This is a genomic window from Rhizobium sp. BK176 (genome assembly GCF_024808055.1).
In genome coordinates this window covers 1-17,094 of record NZ_JANUBV010000027.1, presented here as the reverse complement: position 1 = coordinate 17,094, position 17,094 = coordinate 1, and the positions used below count along the sequence as shown (strand labels likewise).

The following is a 17,094-nucleotide window of genomic DNA, read 5'->3' as shown; positions in this document are numbered from 1 at the left end:
GCGAGGCCTTCATCCACCCTTGACGAAGGCCATGCGATCAGGCGCTTGCGCCGTTGCGCCGATCCGCGACCTGTCTGGCAATTACACAGAGAAGTTCGAACATCATTGTGGCGCCCGCAAGCGCCGTCATGCCGGCAAGGTCAAATGGCGGCGAGACTTCCACGACGTCGGCGCCCACGATCTGTACATCTGAAAGCAGACGGATCATTTGCTGCGCCTCGCGGGTCGTGAAGCCGCCTGCTTCCGGCGTTCCGGTTCCGGGTGCCATCGATGGATCAATGCTGTCGATGTCAAAGCTAACGTAGGTCGGCAGCCCCCCTGCAATATCTCGCGCCTCCCGCATCACGTCCTTCGCTCCGCGGTCAACAAACTCTTCCATATAGATGATCCGGATGCCCTGCTCTCTCGCCCAGTCGTGCTCGCCCGGATCGTAAATCGAGCCGCGAATTCCAATTTGGACGATCCGTTTCGGGTCGAGTAGGCCCTCTTCGATCGCTCGACGGAATGGCGTTCCGTGCGTGTAGGGATTATCACCAAAATAGCGATCGTTGGTATCTGAATGTGCGTCGAAATGAACCAGTCCGATCGGCCTATCTTTGACAATGGCGCGGAGTACGGGCAGAGTTGTCAAATGGTCGCCTCCGACCGACAGCGGAATGGCACCGGCAGCGACAATCGTATCCATTCCCTTTTTTATACGATCGAGGCCGTCGACAAGATCGATCGGGTTGACGGAAAGATCGCCGACGTCAGCAATATTCGCGATGCTGAATGGCTCGGTGCCCGAAACATGGTGTACACGCCGCATCAGGCTCGACTGATTGCGAACCTCCCGCGGCCCATGCCTAGCGCCCGCCCTATTCGTCGTTCCGCCGTCCCAGGGAATGCCGACAAGCGCGATATCAAGTCCAGTCGCCGTCTGCACGGCGGGCAGACGCATGAAAGTTGAATGCCCGGCAAAGCGCGGAACCTCGGCAGCGGAAACTGGTTGAAAGAAACTGCCGGTCATCGTCCAATCCTTTGCTCATGATGATGCCGCAATCTGCGAGCCCGCCGCTTCTCACGCAAGCCCAAATTCTTCCAATGCGCGATCAGGAATCCCGGCACGTCGAGATAGCGGATGTGGATTCAACCCCGACGACAGCAAAAGAAGTTGTCATCGGTCGCGACGCGCTTCAAACCTATGAAGCAGGACGCGCAAGAAGGGGACAAACGATGGTTGAGTTGAAAAAGCATCTCGAAGATCTGCGCCGGAAGTTTGCCGATAGTACCGAGTTCTTCGATCCGCGCTTTCTAAGGGTAGCGGATAAGATCTTCAAGGGCGGCACACGGGCGGCTCCTTATTCGGGGATCTCGACCTTCGCAACACTTCCCTACAGGGAGGTAGATTTCGCTGCCCCCGACTTTGGGGACCTGCAGGTGGTCGCGATCGGCATGCCGATGGACCTCGGGGTCACAAACCGCCCTGGCTCGCGATTCGGGCCCAGGGCCGTTCGCGCCGTCGAGCGTATCGGCCCTTATAATCACGTCCTGGAATGCGCCCCAGCTTACGACTTGCGCATCGCCGATATTGGCGACGTGCCATTCCAGAGCCGCTACCGGCTGGAACAATGCCATCAAGATATCGAGGCAATGATCGGCAAGGTCATCGCGTCAGGTGTCATTCCGGTTTCCGTCGGCGGCGACCATTCGATCACTCATCCGATCCTCAAGGCCGTCGGCGCTAGTGAACCAGTCGGCCTCATCCATATCGACGCCCATTGTGACACCGGGGGTCCGTTCGACCAAACGAAGTTCCACCATGGTGGCCCGATGCGCAACGCAGTGCTAGATGGCGTCCTCGATCCTACTAGAACTATTCAGATCGGCATCCGTGGGTCCGCCGAATACCTCTGGGAGTTCTCCTACGAGTCCGGCATGACTGTCATTCATGCCGAGAAAATCTCAGCGATGGGCATTCCGGCGATCGTGGAGAAAGCCCGCCAAGTCGTCGGTGACGGCCCTGCCTACCTCTCCTTCGATATCGATAGCCTCGACCCTGCCTTTGCCCCTGGCACAGGAACGCCCGAAATCGGTGGCCTCACCAGCCGCGAGGCCTTGGAGCTATTGCGCGGACTAAAGGGCCTGAATCTCGTTGGCGCCGATGTCGTGGAGGTAGCGCCGCAATACGACAGCACGACGAATACGGCGCACGCTGCCGCCCAGGTTCTTTTCGAGATTTTTAGTCTACTGGTATTCAGCCCAGCAGCATCATCGGGCTAGGTGCGTCGGCTTCAGGCTTCACTGACGGACGCCGGAGACCTTTCTCCAGCCCTCAACCCGTCACGGAAACACGGCCCGCACTCTTACTCTAAAGCCGCCATGCCACCGCCAGCACCCTCGAACCCAAAAGCCTCGTATCCAACGACATTGTAGCCCTCCGCGACGGAGCGACCGAAAGACAGCGCCGCCCTGGCTGCCGACCAGCCGAGGGGTACGGGGATCGCGCAGACGACAGAATCGGATGTTTCAGCTGGTTCGTGTCGGGGGCTCCGGGGTGCTTACTCATCTCACGCCATTCGCGCGGCATGGGCTATATTGCGGTATTTTTATTGTTACCGCTGTGGATTGGGTTGATACAGCTCTAGGCAGGGAGCAGCGATCATATTTGGACGTCCCATCACGGGGTCGGCATACAAGGATTCATAGTCAGGAGACACAAGGCCGCGCTTATCCCAAACAGGACATGTCATGGAGGAGCATGAGATGAAACTTGATCTGGACTTCGATAAGAAACGTGAGATCCCCGTCGGCGACAGTGGCCGTGTACGCTTTCGCTTCCGGGACATAGCAGTGGAGCCTGGAAAGGCCGTTTCGCTAAAGAAGGATTTCGATCCGGATTTCACCGGCGGCTATGATGACAAAGAGGGGGCGCTCGAGAAGGTGGCGGCAAACGTCGAGCGACTGTCCGCGATGCAGGAAATCCTCTATGCTCAGGATAACTACGCTCTGTTGATCATCTTTCAGGCTATGGATGCGGCAGGTAAGGATGGCGCGATTCGCCATGTGATGTCCGGAATCAATCCGCAGGGCTGCCAGGTTACCAGCTTCAAGGCGCCGTCAGCGGAAGATCTGGATTATGGCTACCTTTGGCGTGCATCAAAAGCGGTGCCTGGTCGCGGCATGATCGGTATCTTCAACCGATCATATTACGAGGACGTTTTGGTTGTCAGAGTTCATCCGGAACTGCTTGAAAAGCAGAAGCTCCCGCCGAGCGCTCACAAAGCAGATATCTTTCAGAAGCGCTTCAAGGAGATAAATAATTTCGAAAAATACCTCCGGCAAAACGGCACAATCGTTTTGAAGTTCTTTCTTAATGTGTCCAAGAACGAGCAGAAAAAACGCTTCCTGGCGCGGATAGAGGAGCCAGAAAAGAACTGGAAGTTTTCACCGGCGGATTATGCAGAGCGAAAATACTGGGACAGCTACCAAACGGCATTCGAGGATATGCTGGAGAATACCAGCACCGAGTGGGCTCCTTGGTTCGTCATTCCCGCCGACAACAAATGGTTCGCGCGATTAGCAGTATCGGAGGTGATCTCGGCAGCTTTCGAGAGGCTAGATCTTCGGATGCCGGAGGTTAGCAAAGCACGAAAAAATGAGCTGATGCAGATTAGAAGACAGCTTCTCGATGAGGAGGACGAGTAGAGCCAAGGTCCGCAATCCGCTCAAGGCAACGTCCCTCCGAGTGTAGCGCGCTGGAACGCGTTCGCGCGAAAGCCCCGCGTCGTGGTGATAGCGGAGGCGACGATCACGGCGCCTACAATGCAATGAACGCCGTCGTCAGGGAGGCAGTGTTTTTACCCCACGGTTGGTGCTGCGGTGCACAGTTATCTTGAAGAGTATGAGATTGACTGGAAGGACGAATGTAACTCATGACACACAGTCATGCGTAGCCTCCTTCAGAAGAAGCTCGGCAACGGCTATGCACCCCGTCGGTGGACAACATTTCAGCCCCCGCTTAGAGACCGCCGGAGCGGATTGCCTGGCGTTGATGCAGACATGGCCCACGAGGTCTTGGGGAAGTCCGGGAACCGACCGGGACCACATGGGTCCACATCGCGTTCATGTTCGCCGCAAATTGAAGCATCCAGGGCGATACGGTCAGCCAGGAAAGGACACGGCTCAAACACACAGCCTACCGCGCCTCCAAGCCTAAAAGCGGCCGCCGGAACAGTTATGAAGAGCGAAAGCTGGCACGAGCCATCAGATGAATGCACTTTTTCGATGGGAATTGAATTTCCGGTCCAAATATCTTGAGGGGCCGCCTGATATAAATGCGCCGTCGGAAAGGCGGAAAATGGTCGGCCCGCGCGGCCTCGGTCAAGGAGCGCCGAAAGACGGCGCTTCCAGCATTGCCAGCCCTGTGCCAGCGACTGACGGCAGACGATCTGGTATTTGAGAAGCCCGGCTCAAGTGCTGCCTTGGAGAAGTTTCGCAAATCTCAGTGCAGCCTTCAATACGGCGCCATTAGTACGGCCCGTCAGGCGCTGATGCGTAAAGCGAACCGACCGCAGCGGGCCCTCGAGATGGACTTGCCAGATTTCTTTTAAGCAGTCAGTGTTAGCGGCAGAAGGCTCAGATCGGCAAAAGGCGACGGAAGCCATCAAATCGGACGCAACCTATGTCGATAGATATCGCGACCATTAGACGTATTGCCCACCTTGCCCGTCTCGCTTTCAGCGAAGACGAGGCTGAAATAATGAGTGGCGAGCTGAACGAAATTCTGACCTTCGTCGAGCAGCTTTTGGAGGTTGATGTCGAACGAATCCCTCCGATGACCTCGGTTGTGCCAACAGCCATGAAAATGCGCCAGGATGTGGTGACCGAAGGCAATCATGCCGAAGAGATCGTGGCGAATGCACCTCTCAGTGAACGCAACTACTTCCTTGTCCCCAAGGTTCTCGATTAAGCAGAGACAGCCTCGGGCCTTGAAGAAATTCACGGCCTGCGATTGCCGCCGCACGATGCGCCCCTTTGCGTTGCGCGTGTGAGGGGCTTGAGATTTCCGGCCCACATCCGATGCCTCGAAAACTTGCCGATCTCGTTTGTGATCGAATGATGTGTCATCGCGAAGGCCCTCCCGTTTTGCACCGCAATAGCCGGTGAGGTAAGCCCCCTTCAGCAGCCAGATGACATATGACTTGCTGACTGCGAACCGTGGAGCTAAGCTTCCTACTCATAAATACTCCAATTGCCGCTGGCGTTAAAGGTAAGGGTCAGTAGCATCCAAGCTTGAAAGCTTAAGCATCAGCGCAGTCGATGGCCCCGTTCCATGGCGATGTTCTGAACGGTTCCCGAACACTTAGGCCTTGCCAATGTGCAACGAGTATGAACAGCGCGCCAGCTACGCCGAATACTGCAAGGTCATGCAGGATCTCGCGCTTGGCATGCCGACAAACCAAACGGAACTGGACATGCCGCCGGCTGACCACATCAAGGTCGGCGACATGGCCCCGGTCATCCGACCTGCGGGCGACAATATTGTTGAGCTAGCGCAGATGAAGTTCGGCTTTCCGCCCATCGGCAAGCGCGGCCCGGTATTCAACGTTCGATCGCAAGGAAGACATTTCAGCGATTGCCATCGCTGCCTTGTACCAGCCAGCGCCTTCTTCGAGCCTACCAAGAAAAAAGATCAAAAGATCAAACATCGGTTGACGTTCGTTGACGCGACGTTCATGGCGATCGCTGCGATATGGCGACCCAGCAGGAAAGGCCAGCCCTCGGCGTTCGCGATGTTGACAACGGAGCCGGGATCGGACGTGGAGCCTTTTCATAATCGTCAGCTCGTTGTCCTTCGACCGAGGGATTGGAAAGCGTGGATCGACCTTGACAAGCCTGAGGAAGAGTTGTTGCGCCCGCTGCCGGGAGGCTCGCTGAAAGTGGAGACCGCCCGCGGGAACGGTCCAATTGGCAAGCTCTAACTCCGAATTCCAGCGGTGGGCAGAACCCATTCATGTTACCGTCCCCCGGATGCTGTTTTATGCATTGCCCGCTTAACTCATCCTGATATGGGAAGAACGTTCTGCCGCAGTAGGCGCCCTCGTAGAGGATGCGTCAGCGAACAGATCGAAGCGACCGAACATCGACGCCTGATCCATGAAGGTCTGGACTAGACTCGAACCTATAACCTTTTCGAACAGGTGTTAACTCAGTAAAAATTTCGGCGCCTCACCTTCACCGGGCACGCCTCGCCGACGTGGAACCCAACACCGGGCGAGCTTCAAATACGTTGCATATCTGTGGCCATCCGAATGATTGCGTCAGGAAAGGAGCGATGTGGCTCATGCCCACACCCTTCAAGCCAGAACGTCCTTCCCAAGGCAACAATCCGCTGGATGTCGGCAAGCTGCCTTGGCGATGCGAAAGCATCTTCAGTTCCCTGGACCGCAAGGACCGGACATCGGATTTTCGACAGACACCATCTGATATCGAACCTTTGGGCAAATCCCTCGCTTGTCCAGAGGTCATGCCACCGACGAAAGATCGGCTCGGGCCTATGATGGTGGCACGAAAGGGCCCTCTTGAGCGCGCCTTCTTCCCACGCTAGACCGACGTCACGTACTGCCTTTTGCGTCTCCGGCTCGACATAAAGATGCGGTGCTTCCGCTAAGACTGCCCGAATCCTATCCCCATGCAGAGCTGCGGCAAGTAGAGCTATCGTGGCACCATCACTATGGCCAAGAAGGTATGCTTGACGGATGCCTATCGCATCAAGAACTCCGGGAAGCCGACGCGCCTCCACTGCCAGATAATCAACGTCATTTGGACCTTGAAGCGGTGATGATCTACCATATCCTTCGCGAGAATAGGCGACGACACCGAGGCCGGTTTCAAGAGCGAGTTGCTCAGGAAATCTCCGCCATGTCGAGACGCTTCCTAGTCCCTCATGGAGTAATACGATCTGCGGTTGAGGCGGCATGGGTCCCCAGCGCGTCACTTCAATGTGAAGGCCCATCTCGAGGCGGAGCATCATGCTGCTCGCCTCAAACTTGCCAATGCTCATGGATCCGTTACCCCAACGGCAATCGGCGCGCGGTTATGGCCGGCACCGATTGGTTCCGCTCAATCTTAGAGTTCAGAGGCCCTTGAAGGCAGGTTTGCGTTTCTCATGGAAAGCCTTAACGCCCTCGGCAAAGTCTTCAGAAGAACGCAGGCGGCTGTAGCAATGGCCTTCCAGCTCGATTGCCGCAGAAAGCGACGTGTCCTCGCTGTCATTCAAGAGCTTTTTTGCAGTGCGCTGCGCCAATGGCGAGAAGGCCGTAAGTTCCTTTACCAGTGCGTCGGTTGCAGCCTCGAGCTCTCCATCGGCGACGAGTTCTGTGGCAATACCCCAGTCGTAAGCCTGCGTGGCCTTGATACGCTTGGACCGCATAACAATGTCCTTGGTGCGTGTGATGCCGACGATCTGTTGGAGACGGGCCGAGCCGCCCGAGCCGGGAATCTGGCCGAGCTTCTGCTCGGGAAGCGCAAACTCCGCCGTTTCCGAGACGATGCGGAAATCGCAGGCGAGCGAGATTTCGAAACCGACGCCGAAGCAATAGCCGCGATTGGCAACGATGACCGGCTTTTCGCAGCGCGCCGGCGCGGCGATGTTCCAGGCCAGCTTGGAGACATGCTCAGGCGTCGCTTCGAGGAAGCCCATGATATAGCCGCCGGACGAGAAATGCTCGCCCTCGGCGCGCAGCACGATAACGCGCACGCGGTCGTCCGCGTCAAGCGCTTCAAAGGCGGTTTTCAGCTGGTCGCGCTGAGCCATTGACACGGTGTTGAATGGTGGGCGGGAAAGGATGATGTCGCCGCGCTGCTGCTCGGCATTGATCTCTACACGAAAGCCGTCGAGATTGGACAAGGGATTGCTCATGCTGGGCTCTTTTCCTTCTGCATTGATTCAAGTTGGTATTCGCCTTCTACCAGCTTCCTGCGCAGAAGCTTGCCGACGGGCGATTTCGGGATTTCCGTCACGAAGACGTAGCGGCGCGGTCGCTTGAAATTGGCGAGAGTTGACATGGCGCAATAGGCGTCCAGTTCGGCGTCGGTCACGTCATTGGTCCGGCTGATGAAGGCTGTGACAACACGGCCCCATTTTTCGTCCGGCAGGCCGACGACCGCGACTTCCGAGACGCCCGGATGCAGCGACAGCAAGCTTTCCACCTCGACCGGCGAGACGTTTTCGCCGCCGCTGATGATCATGTCGTCGACGCGGCCTGTGACGAAGAGATCGCCGTCCTCGTCGAAATAGCCCGTATCAGAACTGAAATACCAGCCATCCTTGAAGGATTTCACATCCGTATCCGGCCGCCGCCAATAGCCTTCGAAAGCCTCGTCGCCGGCCATCAGCGCGATTATCTGGCCTTCCTGGCCGGCTGGCACGCGGTTCTCCGGATCATTGGTGTCGAGCGCGACGACGCGGATCATCTGGTTGATGCCCGATCGTCCGGCACTACCGGGCTTGATCTGGGCGCGCTGGTTTATGGTGCAGGTGTAGATTTCCGACGAGCCGTAGTGATTGACGAAGAGATCCGGCTTGAAGGCGGCGTCGAGCACTTTAAGGAGGCCTTCCGTCATCGGTGCTCCGGCAAAGCCGAGCTTGCGCACAGAGGAAATGTCGGTAGCGGTAAAATCTGGATGATTGACGACCGAGTGATAGAGGGTCGGAACGAGATAGAGATTGTCGATTTTCTCACGCTCGATCATCTGCAACGCCTCGGAGGCATCGAATTTCGGCATACAGACGAAGGTGCCGTTGGTGATAGCGGAGGCAAGCAGCGAGCGGACCCCCATCGTATGATAGAGCGGCATCACGCCAAGCGTCTTCTCTCCATAGGCATAAAGGTTTTGGGCTACATGGGCGATCGCTGCCGCGCGTTCGGCGCGCTGCCGCCGCGGAACGCCCTTTGGCCGCGAGGTCGTGCCTGACGTATAGAGCATCAGCGACCAGGCATCCGCCCCGACACGCGGCCGGGCCGGAGCCGCGTCGCGATCGAGCAGCGCATCGAAAAAGAATTCGCCGGCTTCCGGCTGCGAAAGAGAAATCAGATGGATGCCGTCAGGCAGGTGGGCGCTGCGACAGGCTTCGGCGGAAAACTCCTCGAAAGCGACTGCGCGGGCTTCGGAATCGCTAACCGCATAGCTCACCTCGTCTGCCTTGGCGCGCCAATTGATCGGCGTCAGGATCACGCCGGAAAACTGGCAGGCCCAGTGCAGCGTCGCCGTCTGCCAGCGGTTGCGCAACACGCTGACCAGGTGATCGCCTGGCTGCATACCGAGATCGTCGAAGGCGGCGACAAGCGCCGATATGCTTTTATAAAGATCACGATAGCTGAGCCGCACGTCCCCGTCGACGATCGCAAGCGCCCCCGGCTCCCGCTCTAGGCTCGCCAGAAAAGTCGTTCCAAGATCAAGCATTAGTTTCCTCCGTGTCCGCCACCCGCTCCGCCAGCAGTTTCTGCTGGGCTGCGAGGGTCGCTTTGATGATGGGTGCATAGCCGGTGCACCGGCACAGATTGCCGGACAGAGCTTCCCGAAGCTCCGCCTCGCTCGCCTCCGGCTTTTCCTTCAGGAAGGCATCGAGCGTCATCAGGAAGCCGGCGGTGCAGAAGCCACATTGCAGGCCGTGATGTTCGCGAAACGCCTCCTGGATGATGGAGAGGCGGCTTCCGTCGAGCGAAAGCCCCTCGACAGTGCGCACGTCGCAGCCTTCGGTCTGCACGGCAAGCGCCAGGCAGCCGCGTGCCATAGCGCCATCTATCTGGATCGTGCAAGCGCCACAGACGCCATGTTCGCAACCGACATGCGTGCCTGTCATACCAAGCTCGGCGCGCAGGAAATCAGTGAGCAGCATGCGCGCCTCAGCCATGCCGGACACGGTACGGCCGTTGAGGGTAAAAGTGACAGGATGTTTTCCGTCGGCGGTCAGGCGCGGCATGACGCGGCCTCCTCGATAGTCTGGCGGCCTAGCTGGCGCACTAGATCCCGCCGGTAGCGGGCCGTGGCATGGAGATCATCCCGGGCATTGAGGTCCCAGGCAAACTGGTTGAGCGCATCATCGAAATCGGCCGTACCCGGAAGCGGCAGCGCCCGCCGCGTCGGGGCATCAGCCACGCCGCCGACGGTCAGAAAGGCTTGCTGCTCATTGACGATGGCGGCGCAGGCGGTGATTGCGAAATCGCCATGCCGGCGTCCAATCTCCCGAAATGAATAGCCATGCCCCGGCTTTGCTGTCGGATAGGTGACAGCAACAATCATTTCGTTGTCGGCCTTCGCTGTCGCCATCATGCCGGTGACGAATTGCTCCGCCGGCAGGATGCGCTCCTTTTTTGCCTTGCGCGACATCAGGTGCACCGTGCCTTCGAGCGCAATCAGTGAGGTGAGCAGTTCCGCGGACGGGTCGGCATGCGCGACCGATCCGCAGACGGTGCCGCGGGCCCGGGTCTGGGCATGCCCAACCCATTTCAGCGCCGCGGCGAGCAACGGCTGACGGTCACGAAGGCCGGCATGGCGTTCGAGCTTTGCCTGCCGCACGGCGGCGCCGACCCGCATGCTGTTCCCGTCGTCCTCGATCTTGCGTAGCGCATCAACCGCCATGATGTCGACAAGCACGGCCGGACGCGCCAGCCGCATGTTGATCATCGGGATCAGTGACTGGCCGCCGGCGAGGATACGGACATTGCCCTGCTCCTTGTCCAGCATGTCCAAAGCTTCGGCGAGGTCGGCGGCGCGCAGATAGTCGAAAGGTGCCGGTTTCATCGGATCAGCCCCATAGCCGTTGCGAACTGTCGGATCGTGTCAATCGGATTGAAACCGCGCCGCTTACCGCCCGCCTTGGCGGCGAGCGCCTCGAAGAACTGGCCGATGACGACCCGCGCAGCGCCGTCCAGCAGGCGCCCGCCGATCGAGGCAACCTTACCGCCGACGGCAGCCGTGTACTGATATCGGATCTTCGTCGTGCCGGGCGGATCTTCCGTCAGCATCACGGTGCCGGTGCCCTCGCCATTGCCGAGCGCGCCGCTGGTACCGCCGCTGAGCGTCACCGAGTCCGGTTCGTTGAGATCCGACAACTTGATGACGGCGGAATAGCGTCCCTTGACAGGGCCGATCCCGAGCGTCACGTCGGCGCTGAATTCGGTGGCGGAGACTCTCTTTACACCGTGGGCGCCGGGAATGATCGACATAAGTTCGTCAGGATTGAGGAGCATGTCCCAGATGCGCTGGCGCGGCGCCTGGACGATCGCCTCGCCTTCCCCCGACAGAGCCCGTTCGCCGGCCTTGGCGGTCTTCGGCTTCGGCTTGGCCTTGGGGGGCGTCTTCGGCGCCGGTTCCTCGCCGAAGACGTGTTCGGCGAGCCTTGCCGGCGCAAGCGGCAATTCGATATCGCGGATGCCGAGTGCGTCGGCGACGGCATTAGCAATGCAGACCGGCGTCGACATGCAATTGCCCTCGCCGACCCCCTTGGCGCCGAGCGGCGTGAAGGGGGACGGGCTCTCGTAATGCAGGATGGTGAGCGCCGGCGTCTCCATGATCGTCGGGATCAGGTAGTCAGCAAGCGTGCCAGATTGCAGACTGCCATCGGCGCCATAGCTCGACTCCTCAAGAAGCGCCGCGCCCAGCGCATGAGCAAAACCGCCGGTCACCTGCCCCTCGACCATGCCCGGATGCAGGATGCGGCCGCAATCGTGCATGGTGACGTATTTGCGGATTGTCAGCGCCGCGGTCTTGCGGTCGATCTCAACGGCACAGATATCGAAGATGAAGCCGTGACAGAGGGACGAATTGACATGGTCCTGCTCGTCCGGCGCTGTCAGTTCCGGCGGCGTCCAGAAGGCGGTTTCGCGGATTGTCTGGTCGATCCCCTGCGGCAAGTCACCCGGGGACCAATGGCTGGATGATGCAACACGGGCGAAGGGAAGGCTTTTCGTCGGATCGCCTGCGTGCACGCGGCCACCTTCGAAGACGATCGCCACCATATCCGCTTTCAGCTGCTTTGCCGCGATCGCCGCGAGTTTCGCGCGCACGCGCCGGGCGGCGATATCGGCCACACCAGCGACGGCGGCGGCAAAGCGGCTGGAATAATTGCCCGAAGCGATCGACCAGGCGTCCTTCGCCGTATCGAGTTCCGAAACGACGCGGATATCGGCGGGTTTCAGGCCAAGGACGTCGGCGACAACCTGTGACAGGACCGTGCGATGGCCCTGTCCCTGCGGCACGGACGCGACATGGACGGAGACCGATCCGAGCGCATCGATGCCGATCGTCGCGGTGGCCTGGGCGCCATTCTTCGGCCCGGCCTTGATGCGCTGCTCGGGGCTGAGAACGGCAGTGATATAGCCCATGTTCGATACGCTCGGCTCGACGACGGCGGCATAGCCGATGCCGAAGATGCGTCCTTCGGCCCGGGCTTGGTCGCGCAGCGCCAGAAGCTCGTCCAGACCGCCCTCGCGAGTGGCGATGTCCATGGCCGCCTGGTAGTTGCCGCTGTCATAAAGGGCGCCGGTCGCCGTCCGGTAAGGAAAGGCGGAAGCCGGGATCATGTTGACACGCATGACATCGAGCGGATCGAGCGAAAGTTCTACGGCAATTCGCTGCATCAGCCTTTCGAGCGCGAAATAGACCTGCGGGCCGCCGAAGCCGCGGTTGAGGCCGGTCGGCATCTTATTGGTGAGCACGATGCGGTTGCGTATCGATACATTGGGGATCGCATAGGCGCCGGTCATGTTGCCGTGCATGCGGTAGAGAGTCGCCGGTTCCGGCGCGCGCAGATGGGCTCCGCAATCTTCGAGCTGATCCCAATGCAGCGCTGTGATGCGGCCATCGGCCTCGACCGCCGCATCCAGCCGGGTGACTCGGTTGGTGGCGGTGACCGAGCCCATCAGATGTTCGAGTCGGTCCTCGATCCATTTGACCGGCCGGCCAGCGACGCGGGCGGCGATCCCCATCAGCACGACGTAGGGGAAGATCGCCTGCTTGACGCCGAAACTGCCCCCGGAATCAGCAGGGGTGCGCAGCCGCAGGCGATTGCCAGGGACGTTGAGGCCGCGGGCCATCACCGCATGGATGCTGAATGGCCCCTGGAAATTGGCAAGAATATCGTAGCTGTCGTCGGTCGGATCATATTCGGCAACGACACCGTAGGTCTCGATCGGCGTGCAGGCGCTGCGCGGGTAGCGGATATCGATGGAGATCGTGTGCGCCGCAGCCTCGAAAGCGGCCTGCGGTTCGCCATAGGTGAAGCTGCGTTCGTTGGCGAGATTGCCCTTCAGGCCCTCATGCAGGATAGGAGCGCCTTCGCCGAGTGCCTCGACGGGGTCGGTAACGGCAGCAAGCGAAGCATAGGTGATCTCGATCAGATCAAGCGCATCCTCGGCGACATAGCGGCTGGAGGCAACGACGATCGCTACCGGCTCGCCGAAATAGCGCACCTTGTCGGTGGCGATCGGCCAGCATTCGATCGGCGCCTTGACGCCGACGACCAGCGAGCTGCCGCGACGCTGGATGTCTTCGGCGGTGAGAACGGCAACGACGCCCGGCAGAGCCCTTGCCTTTTCGGTGTCGATCGCCTCGATCCGGGCATGGCCGTGAGGGGAGCGGAGAATGGCAGCGTGACAGGTGCCCGACTTGATCGCGAGGTCATCGATATAGCGGCCACGCCCGGTTAGGATGGCACCATCCTCGACGCGGGGGATGGACTTGCCGACCCATGTCTCTGTCGCGATCGCCCGTGCCTCCTTGATATCGAATGTCTGCGATGTGGTGTTCACTGTGATACCTTCAGGCTGTGAAAGAGGGGCGGCCGGCGGGCCCGGCCGCTAACGGTCGCGTCAGCGCAAAGCGCCTTTGGTTTCCGGCGTGGCGATCGCGCCGATCAGGAAGAGCACGAAGACGCAGGCAGCGAAGATCGACAGCGAGGTCGGGATATCCGCCGGCGTTGCGCTTACCAGCGAGACGAAGGTCGGCAGGATACCGCCGATGGCAAAGCCGATATTCCAGGACAGGCCCGTTCCGCTGGCGCGGATTTCCGTTGGAAACCGCTCATTCAGGAAGATCAGCACCGGCGCGTACCCGGCATTGCCGATAAAGGCGATCGCCATGGCATAGAGCGTAATGGTAGGAATGGTCGTCGCCGATGCCATGCCGAGATAGCAGACCGGCAAAAGGATGGCGGCAAGCACGCCGACAATCAGGAAGGTCGGCTTGCGGCCGATGCGGTCGCTCAGCATGCCGATCACCACCGCGGCGATGAAGGCGGCGACGCTGCTGCCCATCAGGATCAGTGAGGATGTGCTGTTGGGGATCTCGTTGACCACTTTGAGCATGGTCGGCATGTAGCCGGAAGTCAGGTAGTAGCCGGCGCCACCGCCCGTGGTGATCAGCAGATTGAGGAGCAGAATCTTCCGATACTGGGGCGAGAAAAGGCGCTTCAAGGGCGAGGCGACGACGGTGTCCTGAGTTGCGGTCTTACTCGCAGCCTTTTTCCTTTGTAACTCCTTCCAGAACGGCGATTCTTCCAGGTTGTTAAATATGAACCAGCCGAGCAGTGCGCTGATCAGGCCGGAGAAGAACATCACCCGCCAGCCCATCTCGGCAAAGGCGTCGCCCGGGAAAATGGTGGAGGTGATCAGGAAGACGATAGAGGCGAACAGCGCACCGATGCCTGCGCCGCCGCCGCCAACAAGACCGGACACGGCGCCGCGCCAGTTTTCCGGAACCGATTCCGTGCCGATCGTATGGGTTGAGGCCACGACGCCCCCGACGAAGACGCCCTGCACAAGACGCAGGAGAAGGAAGAGGACAGGGGCGATCCAGCCGACCTGGTTGATAGTCGGCAGAAGGCCAAAGGCAGCAGTGCTGATGCCGACACCAACGATAGCGACCAACATGGCCCCCTTCCGGCCGCGCGCATCGGCAAAGTGGCCGAAGATCGCCGAACCGATCGGTCGCATCAGCAGCGTCACCGCGAAGGATGCGTAGACCGCGGCGAGCGACCATGTCGGATGGCTCGAGGGAAAGAACAGTGCGCCGACGACGGGCGCGACGTAAAGAAGAATGAAGAGATCGTAGAGATCCAGCGACCACCCCAGCAGGGATGAGACGATGGCGCTAACGATCTGTTTGCGTTCGGCCGGATAAATCCCCGCCGTGGTGTCGCTGATGGTCAATTCTCTTCCTCCCGCCGGCTTTGGAAACGTCCCCGGCTCGCAGACGGTCTTGTCCGAACCACAAGCCATGGCGCTTCCGGCGTTAGGCCGGACGCACCTCATCCCAAGGCGCAGTTCAGGCTCTCAGGGTTCTAAATTTTCGGGAGGTTGGCGATACGCGGCAGTCTCACGCATGACCCTGCAGTATCATTTAATATGCTGCGGCGCGGTAAGCGCCTTGCTTCACACGCCGGTCGAGGCTCTTGCGACCTTGCGGAACTCGCCAGGCGACACGCCGAGGTGATCACGGAAGAAGCGATTAAAGTGCGTGGGAGCGGAAAAGCCGAGATGCTCGCCGATCAGGGAAAAGCTGTCGTCGGAATTCACGCTGGCATCGACGGCGGCCTCCACGCGGATGACGTTGAAATAGACGCGGGGGGAGACATGTGCCTGCGCTTCGAAAAGGCGGAAGAAATGGGCACGCGACAGCCCGACCTTGGTGGCGAGCGCATTCATGTTCTCGCCGTGCTGGTAGTCTTCCCGCATTGCTTGCATGGCGCGCCGAATGCGGAAATCGACGAGCGGTGACGCGGCGAGGCTGCGGATCGAGCCGTTATGTTCCCGCCAGGCGCTAAACCGCTCGATGACGGCAATCATCAACCGTGCCAGCAGTTGCTCATGGCTTGCTCGCGCATCCGGCCGCATCATCATCTCCGCGGCCAGATCCCGGGCGATAGATCGGATGAGCGGCGAAATCTCGCCTTGGGGCTGCGCGAAAAAGCCCGGCGCGCCGCTCGCCTGCCAGCCGCTGCGAAACATCTTCAGCCATTCGGGCTCGATATAGAGTGCCAGGATCAACGTCTTCGGACGTAGTGGATCGTGAACATAGGCATGCGGCTCCCAGCCATTGACCAGGACCGCTTGGGTTTCCGTCAGTGGTACGATTTTGTCGCCGACGGCAAAGAAACTGTCAGCGCCTTCAACCTTGATGAGCACATGACAGTAAGGATGGGCATGGCGCACCAGAGGACGGTCCATGTCCAGAAGCGCAACCCGGCCGAAATCGCCATAGGCGATCCGAAGTGCGTCCGACATTCTTTCCTCCTAGGCCGGCAACTTGCTGAGGACTATACACATCATCAAGGCAACACACAAATTTGCGCTGGGTTCAAATCTTGGCGGGCACAATAACGACGAGAGAATATCATCATGAGGCATCGTCGGATAAGGTCGTCGTTCCAAGCCGGCTGTCCTGCAGCGACGTTCCGGTGTGACCAGCGCATCCCTCGCGGAGAGTGCGTGTCAGCATCCTCTGGGTAACACCGTGCATTCTTCGTCGCGAAGGAGCGGCTGGAGTTGTTGCCGATCGCCACCACGGCTTCCGCGGCAACCACAGCCTCGGTGCATCCGTCGGAAATATAGCCGCTAGACGCACCTCCCCCGCGCACCCGAGAACCGCTGTCCAACGCGTGCCAGCGCAAGGCTTTCGAGAGAGATCGCGATAGAGCGGCAGCATCGAAACTCATGTTGCCGCTGTATGAATTAATCTCTTGCAGCTAGAAACTGAATCGTCGATCAAGTTCCAGGAGAGCCGACTGAACCTCATCTATCGTTACCGGCGCGGGCGTGCCCGGTATTTTTCTCAGGGCTGGCTCGGACTCCACTGCGTAGTAATCCGAGGCCCACGCAGCAAGGATCGTCCTTTTGTCATGCGCCGACAGGACGCGCGAATTGACTATATCGATCGGACGTCGAAGAGTTACGTGGTGCGGCACCAGAGAAGTCGGCCCTTTCGTTACAGCATCGTTGGCTATCTGCTGAAGCACGGTCGTGTCCCGCCGAATGGTGTAGGTCGGCGGTAGCGAAGCCGCTCGTGAGCGCGTTCTCAATCGCGCCGTAGCGAGCGAGCGGCGAAGCGGCG

Annotated in this window: 15 protein-coding genes; 4 read left to right on the top strand and 11 right to left on the bottom strand. The window is 59.6% G+C overall.

Annotated elements, in window-relative coordinates:
* Positions 1-37 precede the first annotated feature (37 nt).
* The gene (gene speB / locus FHT76_RS36435) at positions 38-1,009 is read right to left on the bottom strand and encodes an agmatinase (RefSeq protein WP_183758403.1); all 972 of its coding nucleotides are present in this window, start codon (positions 1,007-1,009) and stop codon (positions 38-40) included.
* Between the two features lie 206 nt (positions 1,010-1,215).
* On the opposite strand from speB (FHT76_RS36435), the gene speB (FHT76_RS36430) reads away from it, so the two are divergent.
* Together speB (FHT76_RS36430) and FHT76_RS36425 are read left to right on the top strand one after the other, a co-directional pair.
* On the top strand, positions 1,216-2,262 hold the full coding sequence (gene speB / locus FHT76_RS36430) for an agmatinase (protein ID WP_183758401.1): 1,047 nt from the start codon (positions 1,216-1,218) through the stop codon (positions 2,260-2,262).
* Between the two features lie 483 nt (positions 2,263-2,745).
* A complete protein-coding gene (locus FHT76_RS36425) occupies positions 2,746-3,687 on the top strand; it encodes a polyphosphate kinase 2 family protein (protein ID WP_246712782.1) in 942 nt (313 codons plus the stop codon).
* Between the two features lie 313 nt (positions 3,688-4,000).
* Here the strand turns inward: FHT76_RS36425 and FHT76_RS36420 are convergent, their stop codons facing one another.
* A complete protein-coding gene (locus FHT76_RS36420) occupies positions 4,001-4,174 on the bottom strand; it encodes an SPW repeat protein (protein ID WP_259186468.1) in 174 nt (57 codons plus the stop codon).
* A 489-nt stretch (positions 4,175-4,663) separates the two neighbouring features.
* Between FHT76_RS36420 and gatC the strand changes: the two genes are divergently transcribed.
* Both gatC and FHT76_RS36410 read left to right on the top strand, forming a co-directional pair.
* Positions 4,664-4,951, top strand: coding sequence for an Asp-tRNA(Asn)/Glu-tRNA(Gln) amidotransferase subunit GatC (gatC, locus tag FHT76_RS36415; RefSeq protein WP_183758393.1), 288 nt, complete (start codon positions 4,664-4,666; stop codon positions 4,949-4,951).
* A gap of 457 nt (positions 4,952-5,408) precedes the next feature.
* On the top strand, positions 5,409-5,963 hold the full coding sequence (locus FHT76_RS36410; RefSeq protein WP_310503305.1) for an SOS response-associated peptidase family protein: 555 nt from the start codon (positions 5,409-5,411) through the stop codon (positions 5,961-5,963).
* Positions 5,964-6,262: 299 nt separating this feature from the next.
* On the opposite strand, the gene FHT76_RS41530 is transcribed toward FHT76_RS36410, so the two are convergent.
* From FHT76_RS41530 to FHT76_RS36370, 9 genes are all read right to left on the bottom strand, one after another.
* Complete coding sequence (locus FHT76_RS41530) at positions 6,263-6,961, bottom strand: alpha/beta fold hydrolase (RefSeq protein ID WP_405049530.1); 699 nt, start codon at positions 6,959-6,961, stop codon at positions 6,263-6,265.
* A gap of 156 nt (positions 6,962-7,117) precedes the next feature.
* Complete coding sequence (locus FHT76_RS36405; RefSeq protein WP_183758388.1) at positions 7,118-7,903, bottom strand: enoyl-CoA hydratase/isomerase family protein; 786 nt, start codon at positions 7,901-7,903, stop codon at positions 7,118-7,120.
* Complete coding sequence (locus tag FHT76_RS36400; RefSeq protein WP_183758386.1) at positions 7,900-9,447, bottom strand: AMP-binding protein; 1,548 nt, start codon at positions 9,445-9,447, stop codon at positions 7,900-7,902. The genes FHT76_RS36405 and FHT76_RS36400 overlap by 4 nt, the downstream gene beginning before the upstream one ends.
* The gene (locus FHT76_RS36395; protein WP_183864701.1) at positions 9,440-9,967 is read right to left on the bottom strand and encodes a (2Fe-2S)-binding protein; all 528 of its coding nucleotides are present in this window, start codon (positions 9,965-9,967) and stop codon (positions 9,440-9,442) included. Before FHT76_RS36395 ends, FHT76_RS36400 begins: the two co-directional genes overlap by 8 nt.
* Positions 9,955-10,788 (bottom strand): xanthine dehydrogenase family protein subunit M, encoded by an 834-nt coding sequence (locus FHT76_RS36390; RefSeq protein ID WP_183758382.1) that lies wholly within the window; start codon positions 10,786-10,788, stop codon positions 9,955-9,957. The genes FHT76_RS36395 and FHT76_RS36390 overlap by 13 nt, the downstream gene beginning before the upstream one ends.
* A complete protein-coding gene (locus FHT76_RS36385) occupies positions 10,785-13,769 on the bottom strand; it encodes a molybdopterin cofactor-binding domain-containing protein (RefSeq protein ID WP_405049529.1) in 2,985 nt (994 codons plus the stop codon). The genes FHT76_RS36390 and FHT76_RS36385 overlap by 4 nt, the downstream gene beginning before the upstream one ends.
* A gap of 87 nt (positions 13,770-13,856) precedes the next feature.
* Positions 13,857-15,263 carry an MFS transporter gene (locus FHT76_RS36380; RefSeq protein WP_259186464.1) on the bottom strand — a complete coding sequence of 469 codons (1,407 nt, stop codon included), beginning with the start codon at positions 15,261-15,263 and terminating at the stop codon, positions 13,857-13,859.
* Positions 15,264-15,416: 153 nt separating this feature from the next.
* Entirely contained in the window at positions 15,417-16,268 is an 852-nt protein-coding gene (locus FHT76_RS36375) for an AraC family transcriptional regulator (protein WP_183758378.1), read from the bottom strand.
* A gap of 461 nt (positions 16,269-16,729) precedes the next feature.
* Positions 16,730-17,094, bottom strand: a 365-nt coding sequence (locus FHT76_RS36370; protein ID WP_310503304.1) for a hypothetical protein, incomplete at its 5' end; no start/stop codon positions are given.